We start from the raw sequence: 21,693 nt of genomic DNA on the forward strand, positions 1-21,693 counted from the left end.
AAATGACTTCGTCATCTAATTCCGTTCCTTAGCAGTTGCTTCCAGTTATAGTAAACCGTTCATTTTTGGTGGCAATAGGGAGAGGCTCATGTTGGAAGGAATAACGAAGGATTTGCGATTGGCTTCTTTTGCGAATGCCGGCATTCGCCAAACCACAATGTCTGTAGCGATATGGATAGACCAGCTTTTGAAACCTGAACGAGAAGGTTTCCTCATATATGGCGGGGCGGGCAGCGGCAAAACTGCTGCCCTGGAATATCTGCGCCAGGAAATCAACGAGGATGAGGAATTTGGTTATGTCTTAGGACCCTTTGATATGGGTTTCCATGAGGGAGAGACACTTTTTAACAACGTGCTGGCTGATCTGGTAACGAAAATACTCGATACAGCGGCAGCACACCCGGCCGGCCCACCCATTACGCGGTTGCCAGACGCTACTCTTAATTTTTCTCCAGAGCGACTGGCCGGTTATGTCAGCCACGCCTTAGCGACACTCAGCCAGACCGGCACGGGGCGGGTGGTTCTGCTGCTGGACAATTACGACAAAATCCCATTGCTAGTAGCCGTACGCCTGGCTCGCCATCTCCGTGCCTGGTTTGACGAACATAAGCGATATTTCACCTTTGTCCTGACGGCGGAAACGGATTTGGAAGACCTCCGTGCCGGCAGCAGCGTTTATTCCCCACTGCAAAATGTCTGTACTGAACATCTTCTCCTGGGGCTGACGGAACAGCAAACACGCCATCTTGCCGCACAGCGTGCCGCACAGCAAGGAATTTCACTCACGGAGAGTGATCAAGCAACTTTGTGGCAGCAAACATTGGGGTCTCCCCCCCTGGTTGAAGCATTGCTAGACACAACAGCCCAGGTTCGTAAGACCAATTCCCATTACACCATTGATGATGCCGTGGCGCATTGTCTGGACCAATATACACGCTTTGAACCACTGCATACCGCAACGCGCCACATCCGAGACCTGGCGAATCTTGATGCTCATGGGTTTAACCCGGCCGCCGTACTAAACGGCCTGGTACATGGTCGCCTGCCCGATGCCCAAAGCCGGGCCGCCAGACTGCTGCGAATCATGGGCACACTGAATTGGCAAGGGGAAAACACATTGACCTGGGCCAACCCGTTTGTGCAGCGTTTTTTTGAGAAAAGCCGGGTGGGGCAACAGATGATCGCCAACTGGATGAACCGTCCGCTTTCTTTTCAAGAAGGACAGTTGAGCGCCCAGGGCACGGTGTTTGTAAGCCTATTCATAGATATTGCCCCCTGGCTAACGCCGATGGGCGAAAATTCTTTTGATGAAGTGCGTGGAACGTTGGATTGGCGCAAGCGGCTGCGTGAGATACCTTCCCTTTTACCCGCGACAAGTGATTTTGCTTACTGGAGTGCTCAGAAAAAGCTGATCAACCTGGGTCATGACCTTAATCTGTTTCGTGAACAAGCACACCAGTCGTTTATGCCTGTATACGAAGCGAGAGTAGAAAAACTGGAGATAGACTGGGAACGACAATTGCAGCGATTTGACGAAAGTACGTTGAATGGCAAACCTGACGACCGACAGAAAGCAATGGAGGTTTTGCGACAGGAGTGGCAGCGTTGGGACAGGGTGCGCGTGCAGTTCACGAGTGATGGTGCGGCGCATGTTGTCCTATTGCGCAATATCCTTGAACCCCTCCCCTTGATGCAAATCCTGGACGAACTGTTGGGCCTGGAGCGGGAACTCTTGGGGCGAGATGGCCGGTTGCGGGATTTGTCCGTGCAATGGGAGATCGCACTGGCCATCCTAACCGCCTTTTTTCATCAAGTTGGCAAAGAAGCGCAAGAATATCTAGGCTTTGTATGGAACGAACCTCGTGTTACTACAATGGCTTCAGAATCCCTATATCCTCTGCGTGATCGTTACGTCGTTTTGACGTTGCGCAAACTTTGCAATTGTCGCACAGGCGGCCTCCGACCTCTCAAAGAGCGCAGGTTGATTACGGTTGAGCAGGATTTGACGCCACTGCTGCCCAGTCAAAATGGGGGTCTTGCGCCTGGCAGCCCAAGGTATGATGAGACCTACAACTATGGCAAGGAACTGGCTTGCTTGCTTGAAGGTGTCATGATCCGCAAACCGGGTGTGGCTGATCAGTCACCGCGACTAGATGAGACTGGCACGCCGGAGCAGCCCATACTTGAAGTCGGGGAATTCCCTAAGTTGAAACCGCGGGAAATCTACGACATGCTGAACGCCGATCTATCTAGTTGGGAAAACGAATTGTTTGTTGCTTCTTTGGATAACGCCCTTGTCGTCTACCAGACGGTAGAGAAGGTAAAGGATGGTGGCGAGTCGAAAGCAGAAGCGAATGTGGATGATTCGCCAGATGGCGTAAGCGAAGGCGAAAAGTCGCCCAGTCGTAATCATGACCAACAACCCGCAAAAAAACCACCAGACGCTTTCTGCCGTGTTTGTCAGGATTGGGAAAGACACCAAATCGAGAATCTCTATTTTCCACAGCGTACTGTCGCTTATGAAGATTACTGGGAATGTATGGTGATGGGGCTGCAATACGTGATCGAATTGCGTTGGGCCACCCAGTGGATCGTGCGACAGACGACAAGGGATTTAGGAAAACTGGCTGACCTGATGGAGCTATCTGTCGAAGACCGTGATGCGGATGCCGTAGCTAAATTAGGTAGTAGATTGGCGATGACAACACGGTTATTATCCCATTTGCGTGATGCTTCGATTCCGATGTATATTGCCGGCACGGATTTCGCCGCCCGAAAATATGAACGCATCATTGAAGTCAGCGGCCTGCGCGCGAAAATAGAAAGCGCCGAGAAAAACATCGCGGCTATCAATGCCTTCTTGGATCACCATGAAGATCAGCGTTCACAAGAAGCCTTTAACCGCGTCGGCGTGTTTCTTGCTATCTTTGCTATTTTTGTGGCCTTGCCCTCCTTATGGGTAGACTTTGGGGGTAATCTTGATACCTCCGTTTGGCATTACATCAGCACCTTCGTGTCCTTCTTTTTCCCAACTCTTCGCTGGCGAGATGGCATCCCTCTTCCTTTTTTATTGGTTGTCACCGCTATTATCCTTTGGATAGCAACCCCTTATTTGCAGTTGCCAACAATGTGGCGTAGAGCCTCCGAATGGGTACGTGACCTGGTAGCACGGATACGAAGACGCTAAAATTGCCGGCATTTCAGCAACCTATAGCCCTCACAACCCTATTAGGGACAAACCATGCAAGGAAAACGAATCAGCCAATCCTGCGTCACCATGACCCAATTGATGGGTCCCGGCAGCGCCAACACATTGGGCAACGTCCACGGCGGCCTGATCATGAAGCTCTGCGACGAGGCCGGCGGCATGGCCGCCACCAAACACGCCCAACGCCCCGCCGTCACCGTAGCCGTCGATTCCATGACCTTCCTCTCCCCCGTGCAAATCGGCGACCTGCTCACCGTCATGGCCGAAGTTGACTGGGTCGGACGCACCTCCATGGAAGTGCGCGTCGTCGTCACGGCGGAAAACGTCCTCTCAGGAACGGTCACGCACACCAACACCGCCTTTTTCGTCTACGTCGCCCTGGACGAGAACGGACGCCCCACCCCCGTGCCGCCGCTTGTGCTGGAAACGGCGGAAGAACAGGCCCGCTTTGAGCGCGGCGCAGCCCGACAAACCCACCGTCTGCGGCAGCGGCATCATCTATGACTCACTCCCGCCTCCTCCACATTCTGCGTAGCGCCTCCCCCGCGCACAAAATCCTGCAGCTCCCCCCGCGAGACCTGGGACTGGATACGGACCGAGAACCCTTCCCTTTCCTGGCTATCGTAGGGCAGGAGGAAATGAAACTGGCCCTGTCGCTGGCCCTGATCAATCCCCAGGTAGGGGGCGTGCTGTTAATTGGCGCGCGCGGTACGGCAAAAACAACCGCCGTGCGCGCCCTGCCGGACCTGCTGCCCACGGTGCGGCACAGCCTGTGCCCCGAGGGGCGCGGCTGCACCGAGGAGATGGTGGCGCGGGAGGGTATCGCCGCCGTTTGCGTGGCCTGCGCCACCCGCTTTGGCTATGGCGAACCGCTGACGAAGGTGGAACGCGCGCGGTTGGTGGAACTGCCGCTGAACGCGCGGTTAGAGGATGTGGTGGGCCACATCAACGAGCGCGTAGCTCTGGAGCAGCAGCGGCTGCGGTTGGAGCCGGGCATCCTGGCGCAGGCGGATGGCAACCTCCTCTACATTGACGAGGTAAACTTGTTGGACAGCGCCGTTACGGACGCCATTTTGGACGCGGCGGCGCAGGGAGCGTACACGGTGCGGCGGGGGCCATCCAATTTCACCTACCGCGCCCGATTTCTCTTGATTGGCTCCATGAACCCGGAAGAAGGGCGATTGCGTCCGCAGTTGATGGATCGCTTTGGTCTGCGCGCCGTGGCTCGCGGGCTATCGCAGCCGCGGGATCGCTACCAGGCGTATGAGCAAGCGCTGTGGTACAGGCGGGATGCCGAGGGGCTGGCGGCAGCTTACGCGGAACAGACGCTGGCGCTGGCGGCGGAGTTGGAGCAGGCGCGCCACCTGCTGCCACGGGTGCGCGTGAGCGCGGCGGCGCAGGAAATGGGGTTGCGCCTGATAGAATCGCTGGGTATTGACTCGAATCGGGCGGAAATGACGCTTTTTGAGGCAGCCAGGGCTTACGCGGCGGCGGCGGAACGGGATGAGGTCCTGATGGAGGATGTAGGGGCGGTAGCGCTGTTGGCGCTGCGTTTACGCCAGAGTCCACTGCTGGAGGCGTTTTTCCGCGCCCAGGCGGAGGAAGACGCGGCGCTGGCGGCATCGGCGAAGGCGATGACGCGCGGAGACCAGAAGGTGGCATGAAAAAACGGATCGGTTCGTTGACGTGGGTGGGCTTTACGCTGATTTTGTTGGGGTATTTGATGGTGTGGCTGCCCAATCCGGCGGCGGGTTTTGCGCTGACGGGGATTGAGTTGGGGGAGTGGGTGAAGTTTTTGCCGGCAGTTCAAGCAGGCGACATCGGACCACGTGAACTGTTCTACCTGCCCCCAATCACGCTGGGCCTGATGATGGCCCTCGTCACCAGCGCCTGGTCCAACCGCCGCTGGCAGACGTGGGCGATGCGGGGTCTGGCATTCGTTGTAAGCTGGCTGGCATTCCCCGCAATCGAAACCATTCGCTTCGAGGGAACGGCGCAATGGGGGTTGCGCATGACCTGGATTGGGATGGTTGCCCTGGCCGGCGTGGTTGCCGCGCGCCTGCGACAACGTCGGTCGCCCACCTGGATTCCCCGAACCCTGATTGTGTTCGGGGCTGTGGTAGGCACATTGCTCCCCGCCACCGTTTTTTTCCCTATCCGTGACCTGGTGAGCGGCATTCTGGGGATGCCGTTGGGCGTGGGCGTCGGTTTTTGGTTTAACGTGTTGGGGCATATATTGGCGGCCATAGGCGTCGTGTGGGGCTGGCCCGCCGCGCAAGATGCCTGAAAAGCACCGGTGGTATAGTTGGTTGAGCCTGTCGAAACCAACGCCCTTCGACAACCTCAGGCGGCGTTTCCCCCTCTGGAGATTGGACCAATCGGGCTTGGCAGTTACCTGAAAACACAAAAAGACGATGACACCATCGTCTTTCATGTGTTTTCCACGCATGACCGCCACGGAGGGCGTTTTTAGACGAGATTGGTGGCGATGTACGAAACCGCCTCGCCGACTGTGGTGATTTTCTGGGCCTCTTCGTCAGAAATTTCGCCTTCAAACTCTTCTTCAAAAGCCATAATCAATTCCACGAGGTCCAGCGAATCCGCTTCCAAATCCTCGCGAAAACGAGCCGACGAGACCACGTCTTCTTCACTCACACCCAATAATTCCACAATGATGCCGCGGACGCGGCTCTCAACGTTGCTCATGAGAAAGTCTCCTTCTAACTAATGGTCACTAGATTGGTTGATAGGGCGCTGTCTGCTGGCGCTATCTTCCTGAAAATGGCAGCAGTCAAGAATCGGTGGCCGCGGCCTTTTGTAAGGCTATGGCTTGAGCATGAATGCGCCAAATTCTCGCGTGCCTGGAAATGTGAGGCAATTTTAAGAGTGATAGCCAGATTGTCAAGTTTTACACAGGCAATCGTACGCAATCGCGCGCAATCGTGCGCAATCGCGCGCAGATGTCACTTAAAGAAAACACGGCCTGGTGGTGATAGTTACGTTCTTTCCCCGGCGGGCAGGGCCGCGGCCAGAGCCAGGAGGAAGTAGCAGGCGGCAGCGAGATCGGTGAGGAAGAAGCTGTGGTCTACGAGACCGTGAGCGAGGCTATAGGCGAGGGCGGCGTAGATGCCGAGGAGGACGGGCAGCCAGGGGCGGGCGACGCCGTGACGCAGGTGGGCAAGCAGCAGGCGGGCGAAGGCGAAGAACAACAGCCCCCCGGCGAGCAGACCGGGCAAGCCCAGGCGCGTAGCGAAGTCGAGGAAGATGTTATGCGGGTGGTTCAGGTTGGGTTCGCGCCAGGCAGCGTCGAAGATGTAGCGACCGCGATATTGGTAGAGGAAGTTGTCTAATCCGACGCCAATCCAGGGATGATCCCGGGCCATGTTCAGGCTGGCGCGCCAGAGGTTGAGGCGCAAGAATCCGGTTTCTCCCTGGGGGTTGAGGCGGGCGGCCAGGGCGGGGAACTGGAAGGCGACGAGGAGGGCGAGGAGACCGCACAAGAGGGCGGCGAGTATCCAGGGCCAGGCGCGGCGACGACGCTGACGCTGCCAGAGGGTGAAGAGGATGAGGAGAGATGCCGGCATTCCCAAAAACAATCCACCCTTGCTAAACGTCAACAACCAGGCCAGCCCCACCGGCAGCAGCGCCAACACATACCCCCGGCGTCGCCGCGTGGACGTGCCCAGCAGCCCCATCGCCAGCAGCAGCGGCCACACCCGCCCCAGATAGAGCGCCACGTTGTTGGGCGAGCCATACGTCGCCCGCAACCGCATCAATCCCTCTTCCGCCGTGATCAGATTGCTGCCCAATGCGTACTGCCCCAGCCCGATCAGGGCAATCACCACCCCGCCCAACACAAACGCATCCAGCAGCGCCCACCATTCGCGCTCTTGCAGGCGCGTGCTCCGCAGCATGAGGTAAAACAGAGCGGGTTCGACGATTACCACGCGCCATTCGTTCCAGGCCACATCCTGGCGGCTGCTGAAGGGGATGGAGAGCGTGGCGACGAGCGTGAGCAGGAGGACGGCCCCATCAGGCAGCGTGAGGCGGGGGAGGCGCGGACGCGGGAGAGTCTGCGCCGGGTTCTGGCGGGCGCGGGCGACAAACTGCCCGGCGCGCGCGATGAGCAAAGCGGCCGCGGTGACGAGGATGAAGATTTCCACGGGGGAGAAGCGGTAGCCCAACATCAGTTTGGGCTTGACGGCCCAGGGGAGGCTGAAGGCGACCAGGGCCAGTCCCCAGGCGGGACGGAAGGTGATCAGGAGGAAGAGGAGGACGAGAGCGCCGAGGTAGATGAAGAGGGAGGGGGCGACATAGAAGGTGGAAGCGGCAGCGGCGGTGAGGGCAAGTTGGGGGATGTCACCGAGGCGGCGGTAAATGCCGGCACTTTGCTCCCCCCACGTCAGCCATCCCGACAACGCCACCAGCGCCGCCGTCACCCCCGTCACCCACAACTGCCCCCGCTGTGACAGTGCTTGCCAGCGCCGCCGCCAGGATGCGCTCCAGCCGCCCCAGTCCGCGCCCCGCCCCACGACCACCGCGCCCAATGCCGCCGCCGCCGCCAGGCCGACCAACGCCCCCTGCCCCCACCAGTACCCACCCGCCGCCGGGCGATACAGCACGCTAAACCCGTGCAGCGCCCACTGGTCCCAACCGCGATACGGTTCCAGGCGCAGGGTGTGCGGCCCTGCCGGCAAACCGCGGGCTACCACCTCATTCGCCACATAATCCGCCGCCGGGTCCGCCGCTGTGAGGATGAGGGTCGCCCGTCCTTCTTCATCGCGGGGCAGCGCATTTGCCGGCACGCCGTCGATGGTCACGAAAAAACGGGCGCGAAAGTCGGCGCGGCGCACACGCAAAGCCACATCCGTCCCCCAAAACTGAAACACAGCCGCATTCGCCGCCGGGTCCGCCGCCTCCCCCGTATTCGGCGCGTCCGCGCCAAACATGGGCGAAAAACGCCACGCCCCCGCGTACTGCTGGCCGGGACCATCCGCCCGTGACAGATGGAAACCAGGATAGGCCACGGCGGTGGGCGCGGCCTGCCGCCAGGCTTGCAGCGCCGCCGCCGTGGGGCGACCGGCGACGCTAAACCCCCAGTGGGCGTCATCCGGCGCGGCATCCGGCTGCCAGTTCTCCAGAAACATGATGCCCATCCAGGGCCACTCGCGGCGGGCGCGGGTAAGCGCCGCCGCCGTCCATTCCGCCCGTGTCGCTTCATCCACCTGCCCCCAAATGGAGTCGTCGCCCGTCCAGCCGGGGGGCAGGCTGTTCCACCCCCAATTCCCGGCCCAGATCGCCTTACCCGCGTCCCCATTTCGCGCCATCACCTCCCGCAGCAAGATGACGCGGCTGAAATTGGTGACGTTGATGTCCACCGCGCGGTCGTCCGGCCCGCTGTCGAAGCCATACGGCTTGGCGGCAACCACGTCGAAGGCGTCGGCCGCGCCCTCTTCATATAAAAGTTGCAGGTAGAGCGGGTCCGCCAGGTTGTATGGCCCCGTTTCGATGGTGGGGGCCAGCGGCGCGGCCACGATGAGGGCGGTGGGGTCCGATTGGCGAATGGCAACGGCGGCGGCGGAGAGCAGGGCGGCGTAGGCGGCGGCGTTGACGGGTTGCCCGCCCCAATGGCTGGTGATGTTGGGTTCGTCCCAGATGATGTAGGCGTCAAGTTGGTCGGCGTAGCGGGCGGCAAACTGGCCGGCCCAGGCGGCGAAGGTGCGTGGGTCGGCGGGAGGGGCGAAGTGGGTGGCGGGGTTGCCGTCGAGCAGGGGGGTGAGGGTGATGCCGGCATTTTGCGCGGCTTGCAACAGGTGGTCCGTGGCGGTCCAATCGAAATCGGGCGTGTGGTAGAAGGATTGTTTGATCGCGGTGATGCCCAGGCGGCGAATGCCGGCCAGTTGCTCCGCCAAATCCGCCCCCTCATACGGGTCAAGCGAAACGTTGAGGCCAGGCTGCACACCCGCGCCCAAAATGGGTGGCGGCGGCGCGTCCGGGATGCCGCGCGTGAGGAAGGCGCGTTGCCGCTGCCGCGCGCCCACGGCAAGCAGGGCGCAGAGGGAAACAAACAGGAGGAGCAGAGTAAGCCGGCGGGCGCGAATGGCCTGGGGAGAAGGATTCATAAATAATTAACGATATTGGTTCATTCTCCAAGAATGAACCAATCTGGAGGAACTAGAATGAACAACTCCCAACCATGACTCTACTGAAAAAAGGTCAAAAACCGGGTTTTTACACATGAACCACTCTGGTAATTTTTGCCGGACAATCGAAAAACCCGGTTTTTTCAGTGAACTCAACCATCAACCGTTATCGCCCGGCAGGCGTTCTTCGCGGGTGTCGTCGGGGGTGGGGAGGGGGAGGCGTTCGGTGGGGCGCAGGTTGGTGGAGATGGCCGCGCCGTAGGGGGCCCAGGTGGGATGGCTGTTAACGCTGTCGTCCTGGACGAGGGGATAGGCGTCGCCGCTGTCCAGGTTGTAGAGGTAGAGGGCGTTGTTGAAGATAAAGGCCAGGTCGCGCCCGGTTGGTCCCCAGGCCATGAACTGTTCGTCGCGGGGGAAGCGGCTGTTTTCGCCCGGTTGCGGGTAGATCTGGCGGCGGTTGCTACCATCCTGGTCCATGAGCCACAGGGCGTAGCTGCTGCGTTCGCTGTCCTGGGGGGTGAGGGCTTGCAGGTAGGCGATGAGGCTGGCGGCGGCGGGAGACCATTGGGGGTGGGTCCACATGCCGGCATTTTCCACAAACGGAACCGTCCAGCGCCCACTTATATCCGCCGCCCAGATGTTGAACGCCGGCGCGTCGGCGTTATTTCCCCCGTGATTGCTAAAAACGAGATAGCGGCCATCGGCGGACCAGGAAATCGTGGGAATCCAGGCCCAATCGCCGCGCGTGTTGTACTCCGTGAACCGCTGCAAGCGCACGCGCCCTCGCTCCAGGTCCGTCGCTTGCAGGTCGAGATAGCCCACCTCGTCCGCGTAGCTGTAGGCGATGGCCGCGCCCGTGGGCGACCAGGCGTAGCTGCCGCCCCACCAGCCGTAGGTGGCGGGGTACGCCTCAATCCGCTGCTCTGGTTGAAAGGGGAGCGATTGGTTCTGGCGCACGTCGCCAATCCAGAGGTCGTTATTGGCTTCCCAACCGGGGGGGAGGTCGGTGGCCTCCGCCGTGGTAAAGGCGATTTGAGGGAGTTCGATGCGGGATGGGTTCCAGCCGGCCCAAAGGACGTTGTCCACGCCCAACGCGCGCGGCACGGCGTCGCGGTCGGCGCGAATGAGCCAGAGGCTGTTGAAGGTGGTGGTTTCCGTGGTGGCGCGGGTGTAGAGGAGGTAGTCGCCGGCGGGAGAAAGGGCAAAGACGCGCCCATCGAGGCCGCCGCCGATGTCGAGTTGTTCGGGGAAGGCGCTGCTGCCGCGCAAGATGAGGCCGTTGCCGCTGCTGATGTAGGCGAGCATGCCGGCAAAGCTCACATTCCCCGCCGCCGCCCCAATCCCCACCATCACAATCTCGTCCTGGGCTTGCTCCAGCGTCGTCACCTGCGTCGTGCGCCGCTCCGACTCCAGGCCATCCCGGTAGACGATGCGCACCGTTAGCTCTTCCAGGCCGGCCCGGCCGCCCTGAATGATCATGGGGGGATCGTCGGCGCTCAGGGCTTCGCTGCGCACAATCTGGCGACTAAAGGGCACGCTGCGCTCAATGACGACCACGCTTTCGCGCACGCGCACGACGGTGACGGTCAGCCCGTCGGTGAGGGGGGTGAAGAGGGGCGGGCTGACTTCGTCGGATGGGTTGAGTGAAATGCCGGCATCCGCCAGCAGTTCGCGCACGGTGGTGGCCGTGGTGGTCAGGGCGCGGGTGTTGTTGTCGGCGGTGAGGGTGATGTGGAAAGATTCAATGCCGGCAAACGGGGGCGTCCCCCTGGCGCATCCAATCAAAATCAAACCGGCCAAAAGGATCGGCCAGATACGGAGCAGCCAGGGGCGCGCGCCCTGCCTTATGCCTCTTCCCACAAATGTCTCACTTCGGGCGACAAAGCCTGGGCCACCCGCTGGCGCAAGCCGTCGTCGTTGACCAGCGCCTTGAGACCGTGGAAGACGGCGCTAACGGGTTTGCGCGCAAACTGGGCGTCGGTGGCCCCGCTGCGGTTGGCGACCTGTTTTTGGAATTTCAATACCGGCAGATGCTGGTCACGGAAATGCGCAAGCCAGAAAATGCGCAGGAGCGCGTCCGCCAGTTCCGACGGCAAAGCGTGCGCCAACGCTTTCTTTGTGCCGCGGTCCAGGTTCAGGGCCAGCGTCTTCAAGGTGGCTTCGCTCCAGCGGCGAGCGTGTTGGGGCGTGCGCAGGCTGCCTGCCTCTTGCACGTATTGATAAAACTGTTCCAGATTGCTGATTGATTTTGTCGTTGCCATGTTACCTCCAAAGGATAATGAATTTTTACCCCGCATAGAGGTCAACGTCAAGCAATCAGCACCGAATGCCGGCTATGTTTATCTGGAGTTCAAGATGACGTTATGGTACTATTCCGTTATAGTTATAGTTGCATTGTCATGGGCTACTGATTGACCGGGCAAAGGTTTTGCGCATTGTTTTCAGCAAGCGAACTCTGTAGAGCCAGAAGCTGCGCGAATTGGGAGAAATAGGAACGTGCAAGTAGATCGGGAAATGGTGCAGGCATATCGGCAACGGTGGCAGGCGGTCGCTGAAATTGAAGCGTTTGAGCGTCAGCAAGAGACGGTGACGGAACGCTGGCAGAAGCTCAATGCGTTATTGCGTATGGGTGTTGCGCTTGGCTTGAATGCCGGCACGAGCCGTGAAACAGACCCCCTTTTGCCGCACCAACGTTGGAACCAGTTGCGGCAGATGTATCTGGCAGCCAAACAGGAAAACCGCGTGTCGAAGCCGAAAAAAGTTTGACGAAATGGCATAAATCAGTATACTTTTCCGTCTGGATTTGTGGGAAACCCCGCCCATAACCATGAATGCGCAATACCCCTGACCACAGGGTTTTCTATTTTCCCCGCAAGGGTTGACAGCAGAGGAACATTATGTCTGAGCAATTTATGATTGATGCCCAACCACGCGCCGTTGTGGGCAAAAAGGTGAAGCAACTCCGCCGCGAGGGAATTATTCCCGCGGTGATCTACGGTCAGGATTCCGTGACCAATATCCAGGTAAATGACCTGGAGGTGCGCCGCGTGCTGCGCAAGGCGGGGTCGAATGACTTGATCAACGTGAACGTTGATGGTGCACAGCGAACCACGTTGGTGCGCGAGGTGCAAAAGCATGCTGTTCGTGGTGATTTGCTGCATATTGACTTTTTGGAAGTTAATATGCGCGAAACGCTGACCACGGAAGTGGCCTTGATGATGACGGGCACGGCCAAGCCGGTGAAGGATGGCCTGGGGTTGGTAACGCAGATGCTGCACACGATGGAAATTGAATGTCTCCCGGATGCGTTGGTGTCGGAGATTGAGTTTGATGCCGGCATGATCGCCACCCCCGACGACTTCATCCACGTCAGAGACCTCCCCCGCCCCAAAGGCGTCACCTTCCTCGCCGACCCGGACACGCTGGTGGCTACCTTTGAATACAGCCAGGCAGAAGCGGAAGAAGGGGCAGAGGCGGAGACCTCCTTCCTGCCTGCCGCCGACATGGTGGAAGTGATCAAGAAGGGCAAAGTGGAAGACGAGTTTTAGGCAGCGACTTCGCCCGCGACAATGCGCCCTCCGTTGCGCGAGCGCGGCGCAGCGACAAATGAGAGCAACAAGAGGCTGGGACGTGTCCGTTCCAGCCTTTTTTTGTATAGTCCCATGTGGCGCGCGGCAAAGGCGCGCCCGACAGCCGATTGGGGAACGAGGTGCAGTCCGTGGCAGAACCGGAATCCACAGCGGCGGCGGCAAGCGGCGAAAAGCCCGCCGCCAAAGAGCAATACGGCTTCATTAGCCCGCGGTCACCGCTCTGGCTGCTGCCGATCCTGATCGTGGCTGCCGTGCTGCGCCTCACGGGGCTGGCCTGGGACGATTATCATCATTACCATCCAGACGAGCGTTACATTGCCTGGGTCGCCACCAGCGTCACCTGGCCGACCAACTGGACCGACGCCTGGCAGCCCCACCGCTCCACGCTCAATCCTTTCTACTGGCCGGCGAAGACCCGCGATACCGGCGTGATCGCCCCGGAGAACGAGCCGCGCCGTTTCGCCTACGGGCACGTGCCTTTGTACGCGGGCGTGCTGGCGGCGGGGTTGGTGGATTGGGTGGGGTCGGTGCTGCGTCCACTGCTGCCGGCATCTACCTTCCTCTCCCGCGACCTCTTCAACGGCGCCGACCGAAACACCTTCGACCACCTGACCATCGTGGGGCGACTGCTGACGGCGCTGCTGGACGTGGGCGCGGTGGCCTTGCTCTACCTGCTGGGGCGGCGGCTGTTTGACCCGGTGGTCGGCCTGCTGGCGGCGGCGTTCCTGGCTCTGGATGTGCTGCACATTCAGTTGGCCCACTTCTGGACGGTGGACCCCTACCTTACATTTTTCGCGCTGGCGGCCATCTATTGTCTGGTGCTGGCACTGGACCATCCCCGTTTTTTCTGGCCGGGGGCGGTTTTCGTAGGGCTGGCGGTGGGGAGCAAATTTGCCGGCATTTTCCTCCTCCTCCCCCTCGCCCTTTTCTGCTGGTGGCACGCGCCCGCGTTCTGGCCGCGCGCCCGTCGGCTCCTCCTCGCCGTTTTCCTCGCCGCCCTCACCTTTGCCCTCACCAATCCGTTCGCTCTCCTCGATTTTACCTGCCAGGTCGTCTCCCCGGCGGTGCGTTGGGGGCCGATCTCGCTGCCGGCCATCAACTGGGGCAACTGCTTTTTGGAGAATCTGTCACGGCAAAGCGGCATGGTAAACGGGAGTTGGGATGTCGGCTTTGCGCGGCAATATGCCGGCACAACCCCCTTCCTCTACCCCCTGGAAATGCTGTACAAATGGGGCCTGGGGCCGCTGCTGGCCGTCGTCGCCGTGGGCGGCCTCCTGTGGCTCTCGTGGCGCGCCTGGGCGCGGCGGCAGCGCGGCGAATGGCTACTGCTGGCCTGGGTCGTCCCCTTCTTCCTGGCAACCGGCGGCCTCTATGTCAAATTCATGCGCTATTTGCAGCCCATCGTCCCCTTGCTCCTGCTCATGGGCGCGGCCTGGCTACTGCATGGATTCGGGCGACGCGCCCGCCGCCCGGCCGTCGCGCTCACCCTCGTGGCAACGGCGCTGTATGCGCTGGCTTTCGCCAACATGTACCGCCAGCCGCACCCGTGGACGACGGCCTCGGCGTGGATTTTTCGCCATGTGCCCGCCGGGGCCACGGTACTGACGGAACAATGGGATGAGCCACTGCCAACGGGGATGGTGATAGACGGCGTCTACCACGCCGCCGACGAATACGAGTCGGACGAACTCACCTGGCTCACCGGTCCTGACGAGGCCGACGATGAAGCGAAACTGGCCGCCAACCTGGCGCGGCTGGCAAACGCCGACTACGTCGTCATCGCCTCCAACCGCGTGTATGGCGTGGTTCCTCGCCTGCCCCAACGGTATCCCCTCTCCGGCCACTATGCTCGTCTGCTTTTCAGTGGGCAACTTGGCTACGACGTGGTTTTCGTCACCGATCGCGCGCCGAACCTGGGAGGCGTCACCTTGCGCCCCGATTCCTTTGCCTGGCCCCGCCTGACGCCGCCAGAGGCCGTGCAAATGTACCTGACCCGGCATCCCACCCTCACCTTTGGCCGCGCCGACGAGAGCTTCACCGTCTACGACCAGCCGCTAGCTTTCATCCTGGCGAATCGGCAGCGCCTCTCCGCCGCGGCCATGCGCCAGTTGTTCACGACCAACGAACCACTACCCACCGAACACTGAGTGCTATGTCCCGTCGCTACCTCTATTTGACCGTTTTTGTTGCCGGCATGTCCACCCTGGCCATCGAATTCACCACCAGCCGCATGTTGCAGACCGTCTACGGCACATCCAACATCGTCTGGGCCAACGTCATCGGCTTTGTCCTCCTCTTCCTCACCGTGGGCTACTTCGTTGGCGGCAGATTGGCCGACCGCGTGCCGCATGAAAGCACCTTCTACACCCTCGTCAGCCTCGCCGGATTCAGCAGCGTCTTCTTCCTCCTCCTCACCAGCCTGCTCCTGAAAACGGCGGCGGCGGCGCTGGCAAACCTGAACGTGGGCGCGATCCTCAGCTCCCTCGTGGGCGTCGTCTTCGCCCTCATCGTGCCCATCACCCTGCTCGGCTGCGTCTCCCCCTTCGCCATCCGCCTGGCCGTCAGCGACGTGCGCGAGGCGGGGCGCGTCAGCGGGCGCATCTACGCCATCTCCACCTGGGGCAGCTTGCTGGGAACCTACCTGCCCGTCCTCCTCGTCATTCCCCTGGCCGGCAGCCGCCTCACCGCCCTGATTTTTGGCGCGGCGCTGCTGCTGGTGGGCCTGATTGGGCTGTGGCGGGCGCGTCGCGGTCCCCACTGGCTGACCATCCTGCTGCCGCTGCTGCTCCTGCCCGCGCTGCGCTGGGCCGCCGGTCCTCTGAAGCAGTATCCGGGCCAGCTTTTCGAGACGGAATCCGCCTATAATTACATCCAGGTGGTGCGCGTGGACGATTGCAACTACCTGCTGCTGAATGAGGGGCAGGCGTACCACTCTTTCTACTGCGATGGGGGGCGCGTGCCGCGCGTGTCCGTGTGGAGTATGATGCTGGCTGCGCCTTATTTCAACGCGAACGCCACGCCGCCGCGCAATCTGGCTGTGATTGGCCTGGCTGCCGGCACAATTCCGCAGCAGTTTACGGAAGTGTTCGGACCCATCCCCGTTGCCGGCATTGAGTTGGACCCGGCCATTGCGCAGGCGGGGCGCGACTACTTCAACTTGCGCCAGCCGAACATCCACGTCATCGTCGGCGATGGCCGCTACGAACTAAACCGCCTCACCCGCCGCTATGACGTGATCACGCTGGATGCGTACAAAGTACCGTACATTCCCTGGCATCTGACCACGCGGGAATTCTTCCGCGAGGTGCGCGCCCACCTGACGGCGCAGGGCGTCATTGCCATCAACGTGGGGCGCGTGCCCGATGATCGCCGCCTGGTGGAGGCGATGACGGCCACTTTGTTGACGGTGTTCCCCTCCGTGCATACCATTGACGTACCCGGGTCGCTGAATACGATCCTGGTGGCGACGGTGGTGGAGACGGACGGGGTCAATTTGGGCGACAATCTGGCGCGGTTGGGCGCGGATGCGCCGCCGCTGCTGGTTTCCGTCCTGCGCGTGGCTGCGGACAACATCGTGCCCACCGTGCCCGGTCAAGTCGTGTTTACGGACGAACGCGCACCCGTGGAGACGATCATCGATTCGCTGGTCATTCGCTACCTGCTGCAACAAGGCCCGGCAGGCCTGCCCGGACTCGGCGGCTAACAGCCTGTCGCAAAAAGAAAAGTAGAACGTGGGTATTCATGGCTAAAAGAGCCGGAATTCGTGTTTATCCGCGTCCTCTTCTCAAAGGAAAACTATCGTGAATAACCTCTTCACTCGAATAATGCAATGGCTGATCATCCTGGGCATGCCGCTTTTGCTCGGCTTTGGCAGCTTTCGCCTGATCATCAACGACGCTTACCCGCGTTATGAATACGCCAAGTCCAGTTTTCCGCCCGATTTTGAATGGAGTAATACGCAGCGGTTGGAACTGGCGTTGGTGGCGGTGGGGTATTTGCGCCATCCGGAACCGGCGGAGGACGTGATCTACCTGCTGCAAGAGCAGGTGAAGCCGGGCACAAATGAGTCGCTGTACAATGAGCGAGAGATCGGGCACATGCTGGACGTGAAGCGCGTGTCCGACAGCGTGATCCGTCCGCTCGGTTGGGCGGGGTTGGCGCTGGTGGGCCTGGGGCTGATCGCGCTACTGGCGGCGGCGGGGACGCGCCCGCTGGCCTACCGCGGCCTGATGTGGGGCGGGCTGCTGACGATGCTGATTTTGCTGGGCATAGGTCTGTTCCTCATCGTGGGCTGGAATACGTTTTTCGTCACGTTCCACGACCTGCTCTTTCCCGCCGGAACGTGGACGTTCCCGCTGACGGATTCGCTGATCCGCCTGTTCCCGGAGAAGTTCTGGTTTGACTTCGGCGTCTTGCTGGTATCGGCCATTTTCCTGGAGGGAGGCTTGGTGGCGGCGTTGGGGCGTGGGCTGGCGCATAACAGCCAGTAAACCTTCCCGGAAGCTCACTCAACGCATTTCGCATAAAACAGCTTCCGGGAAGATGCGGAAAACAGTAAACCTTCCCGGAAGCTCACTCAACGCATTTCGCATAAAACAGCTTCCGGGAAGATGCGGAAACCAATAAACCTTCCCGGAAGCTCACTCAACGCATTTCGCATAAAACAGCTTCCGGGAAGATACAACCAATCGAGGATTACGATGAAGTATATTGTCATTACGGGGGTATCGTCGGGGATTGGCAACAGCACGGCGCGGGAGCTGCTCGCGCATGGGTATCATGTGTTTGGCAGCGTGCGCCAGGCGGCGGAGGCGGAGCGGTTGCGGCAGGAGTTGGGGGAGCGGTTTACGCCGCTGGTTTTTGATATAACGGATACGGCGGCGGTGGTGGCGGCGGCGGCGCAGGTGGCGGCGGTGGTGGGGGATGGGGGATTGACGGCGTTGGTGAATAATGCCGGCATTTCCATCGTCGGCCCCCTCATGCACGAACCCCTGGCGGAGCTGCGTCGGCAGTGCGAAGTCAACGTCGTGGGGACCCTGGCCGTCACCCAGGCCTTTTTGCCCCTCCTCGGCGCGCGCAAAGACGCGCCCCATCCTCCCGGCCGCATCGTCACCGTCACCAGCACCGTGGGCAAAGTCATCTTTCCCTTCTATGGCGCTTATGGCGCGTCAAAACATGCCGTGGAAGGCATGATGGAAGCACTGCGGCGGGAGTTGGTGATGTACGGTATTGACGTGGTGGTGGTGGCCCCAGGGGCGGTGCGCACGCCGATGTGGGATAAGCAAGGGAAAACGGATTTTTCGCTGTACGCGGGGACGGATTACGCCGGGCCGCTGGCGCAGATGGAGGAGATGATGGGGCGAATGAGAAATGCCGGCATGACGCCCGACAAAATCGCCCATCGCCTGCGCCAGATCATCCAAACCCCCCGCCCCAAAGCCCGCTACGGCATCTACAAAAACTGGCTCCTGGCGTGGTTCCTCCCCCGCTGGATGCCCTTCCGCCTCGTGGACCGCGTCGTCGCCCGCCAACTGGGGATGCGTCCCAAGTGACCGTCCAGATTGGTTCATTCTCGCGGAATGAACCAATCTTCGCGCTTATTTTGGGCTGCTGTCCAGCACAAACTCAACAAAGTTGGTGCGATACGGGAACACCCAGAACGCCTGCGAGATTTTGCGCCCATCTACCAGGATGGTCGCCTCGTAATACCCGGCTTCCACGTCATCCAGGGCGAAGTTTTCGCCCCAACTGTCGTCAGGATTGAGCGTCTCGTTGGCGTAGGTGGTGGTCGCATAGTAGGCCGCCGTGGGCGCGTCAATGCGATGCAGGCTGATGGGCGCTTCCGCCACCAGCACGCCATCCGGCCAGACCACCCGCCCCGCCACCGTTCCCCGATCCGGGAACGGATTCAGCCAGAGCAGCGGGTTGCGCGTGGATTCATACGTGTTCGCGCCCACGCGCACCTCGAAGTGCAGGTGGGGACCATCCGCCACGCCTGTCGCGCCCGATAACCCGACGACCTCACGCACGTCCACATGCTGCCCCGGTTGCACCCAAATCTGGTTCAGATGCCCGTACAGGTTATAGACGGGCTTGCCGTTGAGCCGCGTGTCCAGTTCGATGACGACCAGGTTGCCGTAGAAGTCGGTCGTTTGTCCGTAGGGGATTTCCAGGTCATTGCCGGCAACCACGACCGTACCGCTGGCCGCCGCCAGAATCTCCGTGTTGTAGGGAACGGCAATATCTACGCCATGATGGGGCCGCAATGAACCGCCGCGCGTGCTGCCATAGGGATACGTTTTGTCCGTCCAGACCACGCCGCCATCGGCAATGGGCCGCCGCAGCCAGTAATGTTCGCCCGGCGGCGTGTTGGGCAGCGCCGGGGGGGTGAAAGTGGGCATGGGGGTGGGGGAGGCGGTGCTGGTAGGGAGGGGTGTGGCGGTGTTGGGAACGGCGGTGGGCGGCAGAGGGGTGGCCGTGGCGGGGGGGCGCGGTGTGGGCAGGGCAAAGCTGCGCTGCTCTTGCTGTGGCGCGGCGACGGTGTAGACGACGACGGGTTTGATGGTGGTGGCGGTGGGTTGGGCGTTGACAGATGCCGGCATTATCGCTCCCTGCGACGCCGCCATCCGTGCCTGACAGCCAATCAACAGCCACGCCAACCCCACCAGCCCGATCAATGGCTTCGTAACATTTCGTGGTCCAAACATACAGCCGCCAACTTTAACCCAAACGAAGCAAATGCCCAACTTAATGGTTAATGAGCGAATGGAGGAATGGGGGAATTCATGAATGACTAACGGGCCACACGCTGCCTCATTAACCATTTACCCATTCGCTGATTCACCCATTAACTATTCCTCAGCGAAACCCGCCGCGCTCTCCCGCTATCGCCACAATCGCGTCCGCCAGGTCGCGCGTCTCCGTCAACAGCGCGTTCACCTCCGCCACCCAGGCCCCGGCCAGTTCCTGGTTTTGCAGGGATTGGGCGTTGATTTTGACGTTGAGACTGGCAGCCTGGACGGCGGCGTGAGCCATAATGCCGGCACTCGCCCCATCCGTCACCGCGTTCACATTCCCCACCGCCACAATCCGCCGCGCCAACCGCGCCACATCCCGGCTCAACCGCGCCACCCGCAGCGGCGACTCGCCCGCGCCCATCATCGCCTGCTCAATCGCCGCCACCCGCGCCGCCTCATCCCCATCCTTGCGCCGATACGCCGCCATCACCGCCTCAAACGCCGCCGCATCCTCGGCAATCGCCGCCGTCAGCTTCGCCCGCAGCGCGCCCGCCTCATCCAGCACCTGCCCCGCCTCCTCCGTCACATCCGCATACTTCTTCCGCCCCACCGTCAGCCCGGCCATCATCTGCGTCAGAGCCGCCGCCAGCGCGCCCGCCAGCGCCGCCACCGAACCGCCGCCCGGCGTCGGCGTTTTATCCGCCACGGCCTCAATAAAGGCCAACGGCGCGCGCGCGTTATCCGCCGCTTCCGCCTGCGCCAACTGCCGCTCCAAAATCTGCTCCGGCGGCAACTCATCCAGTTGCAGATACCACTGCGCCGCATCCAGCAGCGCCTGCTGCGGCGTCAGCCCAACCAGTTCCGCCTTCGTAATCGTCAAGCCATAACGAGCCGCCTCCCGCCGCACCGCCTCCTGCACACGGTAGATGGGCGTCTTCTCGAAGTTGGTCAGGTTCATGCTCACCTGCGCCTGACCTTCCACCAGAAATCCAAGCCCCTGGACGTAGCGGAAGCCACCGCTGATATAGCGCACGGCGCGGGCGATTTTGTTGGCGATATCCACATTATCCGTGTTCAGATAAATGTTGTAGGCAATCAGGAACGGTCGCGCGCCAATCACGGTCGCGCCCCATGACTTTGGCTCCGCCGGCCCAAAATCAGGCAGACGGTCGGGATTGGTCGCCACTTCCGCCTTCCATTGCTCATACTCCCCCTTGCGAATGCCGGCGAGCTTTTCCCGATCCGGGCGCGTGGCCGCCGCTTCATAGAGATACACGGCAATGCCCAGTTCCGCGCCCACGCGCTGTCCCAGCCGCCGCGCCATTGCCACGCAATCCGCCAGCGTCACATCCTGCACCGGCACAAAGGGGCAGACGTCGGTCGCCCCAATACGTGGGTGTTCTCCCTGGTGATTGTCCAGGTTGATCAGCTCCGCCGCTTTAGCAATAGCGCGAAAAGCCGCCTCTTCGACCGCAGCGGGCGGACCCACGAACGTGATCACGGTGCGGTTGTGGTCGGCGTCAGGGCTGACGCTGAGGACGTGCGCGCCGGGCGTGCCGCGCACCGCGTCCGCGATGGCATTGTACACTTCCGGGCGACGCCCGTCACTAAAATTGGGAACGCATTCGACGATTTGCTGCATGGGAAAAAGACTCCTGGAAGGTGGGATGCGGACTGATGCGGAAGAACGCGGAAGACATATCAACCCGCGACATTGGCGAAATCTGTAACGCTCGGGATTTTTGTCAGGCGAGATTTTTAACTTCTCGACGCGCTGGAGTAAACGTGGCCTGAGCTTATTGAAGGCCATTGGTTTTAACAAGCTCAACCAACACGGCTTTGATTTTATGGAGACGACACCGAGATTTTACCAAAAAGCGATGTGCCGTGCTGCATCGTTTTCGCTGCTGACGCGGGGAAGTCGGGAGCATCTGCCGCTGTAAGACTTTCATAAGAAATTCTTCAGCCAAATTTCATTTTCTCCACGCATAATCCCTGCCGTAGCTGATGGCTGC

At 60.9% G+C, this 21,693-nt stretch carries 16 protein-coding genes and 1 pseudogene; 11 read left to right on the plus strand and 6 right to left on the minus strand.

What is annotated here, in order from left to right; all coding sequences use genetic code 11:
* Positions 1-88 precede the first annotated feature (88 nt).
* The 4 genes and pseudogenes from H6650_11605 (at position 89) to H6650_11620 (ending at position 5,495) form a co-directional block, all read left to right on the plus strand.
* Positions 89-3,187: an ATP-binding protein gene (locus H6650_11605; protein ID MCB8952651.1), complete on the plus strand. Its 3,099-nt coding sequence runs from the start codon at positions 89-91 to the stop codon at positions 3,185-3,187.
* Positions 3,188-3,241: 54 nt separating this feature from the next.
* Positions 3,242-3,712 carry an acyl-CoA thioesterase gene (locus H6650_11610; protein ID MCB8952652.1) on the plus strand — a complete coding sequence of 157 codons (471 nt, stop codon included), beginning with the start codon at positions 3,242-3,244 and terminating at the stop codon, positions 3,710-3,712.
* A pseudogene (locus tag H6650_11615) lies at positions 3,709-4,981 on the plus strand (ATP-binding protein). The gene H6650_11610 and the pseudogene H6650_11615 overlap by 4 nt, the downstream one beginning before the upstream one ends.
* Complete coding sequence (locus H6650_11620) at positions 4,869-5,495, plus strand: hypothetical protein (protein ID MCB8952653.1); 627 nt, start codon at positions 4,869-4,871, stop codon at positions 5,493-5,495. Before H6650_11615 ends, H6650_11620 begins: the two are co-directional and overlap by 113 nt.
* 182 nt (positions 5,496-5,677) lie before the next feature.
* On the opposite strand, the gene acpP is transcribed toward H6650_11620, so the two are convergent.
* The 4 genes from acpP to H6650_11640 all read right to left on the minus strand — a co-directional run bounded on the left by acpP (position 5,678) and on the right by H6650_11640 (position 11,612).
* The gene (gene acpP, locus H6650_11625) at positions 5,678-5,914 is read right to left on the minus strand and encodes an acyl carrier protein (protein ID MCB8952654.1); all 237 of its coding nucleotides are present in this window, start codon (positions 5,912-5,914) and stop codon (positions 5,678-5,680) included.
* Between the two features lie 290 nt (positions 5,915-6,204).
* The gene (locus tag H6650_11630; GenBank protein ID MCB8952655.1) at positions 6,205-9,330 is read right to left on the minus strand and encodes an O-antigen ligase family protein; all 3,126 of its coding nucleotides are present in this window, start codon (positions 9,328-9,330) and stop codon (positions 6,205-6,207) included.
* A gap of 180 nt (positions 9,331-9,510) precedes the next feature.
* Entirely contained in the window at positions 9,511-11,211 is a 1,701-nt protein-coding gene (locus H6650_11635; GenBank protein ID MCB8952656.1) for a DUF348 domain-containing protein, read from the minus strand.
* Entirely contained in the window at positions 11,196-11,612 is a 417-nt protein-coding gene (locus tag H6650_11640; protein ID MCB8952657.1) for a DUF2267 domain-containing protein, read from the minus strand. Before H6650_11640 ends, H6650_11635 begins: the two co-directional genes overlap by 16 nt.
* Positions 11,613-11,865: 253 nt before the next feature.
* Here H6650_11640 and H6650_11645 point away from each other — a divergent pair, with 253 nt between their 5' ends.
* From H6650_11645 to H6650_11670, 6 genes are all read left to right on the plus strand, one after another.
* A complete protein-coding gene (locus H6650_11645) occupies positions 11,866-12,117 on the plus strand; it encodes a hypothetical protein (GenBank protein ID MCB8952658.1) in 252 nt (83 codons plus the stop codon).
* A 131-nt stretch (positions 12,118-12,248) separates the two neighbouring features.
* The gene (locus H6650_11650; GenBank protein ID MCB8952659.1) at positions 12,249-12,899 is read left to right on the plus strand and encodes a 50S ribosomal protein L25; all 651 of its coding nucleotides are present in this window, start codon (positions 12,249-12,251) and stop codon (positions 12,897-12,899) included.
* A 116-nt stretch (positions 12,900-13,015) separates the two neighbouring features.
* Complete coding sequence (locus H6650_11655) at positions 13,016-15,088, plus strand: glycosyltransferase family 39 protein (protein MCB8952660.1); 2,073 nt, start codon at positions 13,016-13,018, stop codon at positions 15,086-15,088.
* A gap of 5 nt (positions 15,089-15,093) precedes the next feature.
* Positions 15,094-16,644, plus strand: coding sequence for a fused MFS/spermidine synthase (locus H6650_11660; GenBank protein MCB8952661.1), 1,551 nt, complete (start codon positions 15,094-15,096; stop codon positions 16,642-16,644).
* Between the two features lie 97 nt (positions 16,645-16,741).
* On the plus strand, positions 16,742-17,431 hold the full coding sequence (locus H6650_11665) for a DUF1461 domain-containing protein (protein MCB8952662.1): 690 nt from the start codon (positions 16,742-16,744) through the stop codon (positions 17,429-17,431).
* 210 nt (positions 17,432-17,641) lie between these two features.
* Positions 17,642-18,493: an SDR family oxidoreductase gene (locus H6650_11670; protein MCB8952663.1), complete on the plus strand. Its 852-nt coding sequence runs from the start codon at positions 17,642-17,644 to the stop codon at positions 18,491-18,493.
* 45 nt (positions 18,494-18,538) lie between these two features.
* Here the strand turns inward: H6650_11670 and H6650_11675 are convergent, their stop codons facing one another.
* Complete coding sequence (locus H6650_11675) at positions 18,539-19,648, minus strand: M23 family metallopeptidase (protein ID MCB8952664.1); 1,110 nt, start codon at positions 19,646-19,648, stop codon at positions 18,539-18,541.
* Between the two features lie 151 nt (positions 19,649-19,799).
* Positions 19,800-21,320, minus strand: coding sequence for a glutamate formimidoyltransferase (ftcD, locus tag H6650_11680; protein ID MCB8952665.1), 1,521 nt, complete (start codon positions 21,318-21,320; stop codon positions 19,800-19,802).
* 100 nt (positions 21,321-21,420) lie between these two features.
* On the opposite strand from ftcD, the gene H6650_11685 reads away from it, so the two are divergent.
* Positions 21,421-21,621 carry a hypothetical protein gene (locus H6650_11685; GenBank protein ID MCB8952666.1) on the plus strand — a complete coding sequence of 67 codons (201 nt, stop codon included), beginning with the start codon at positions 21,421-21,423 and terminating at the stop codon, positions 21,619-21,621.
* The last annotated feature ends 72 nt before the right edge of the window (positions 21,622-21,693 follow it).

It is taken from the genome of Ardenticatenales bacterium (assembly GCA_020634515.1).
In the GTDB taxonomy this organism is placed as follows: domain Bacteria; phylum Chloroflexota; class Anaerolineae; order Promineifilales; family Promineifilaceae; genus JAGVTM01.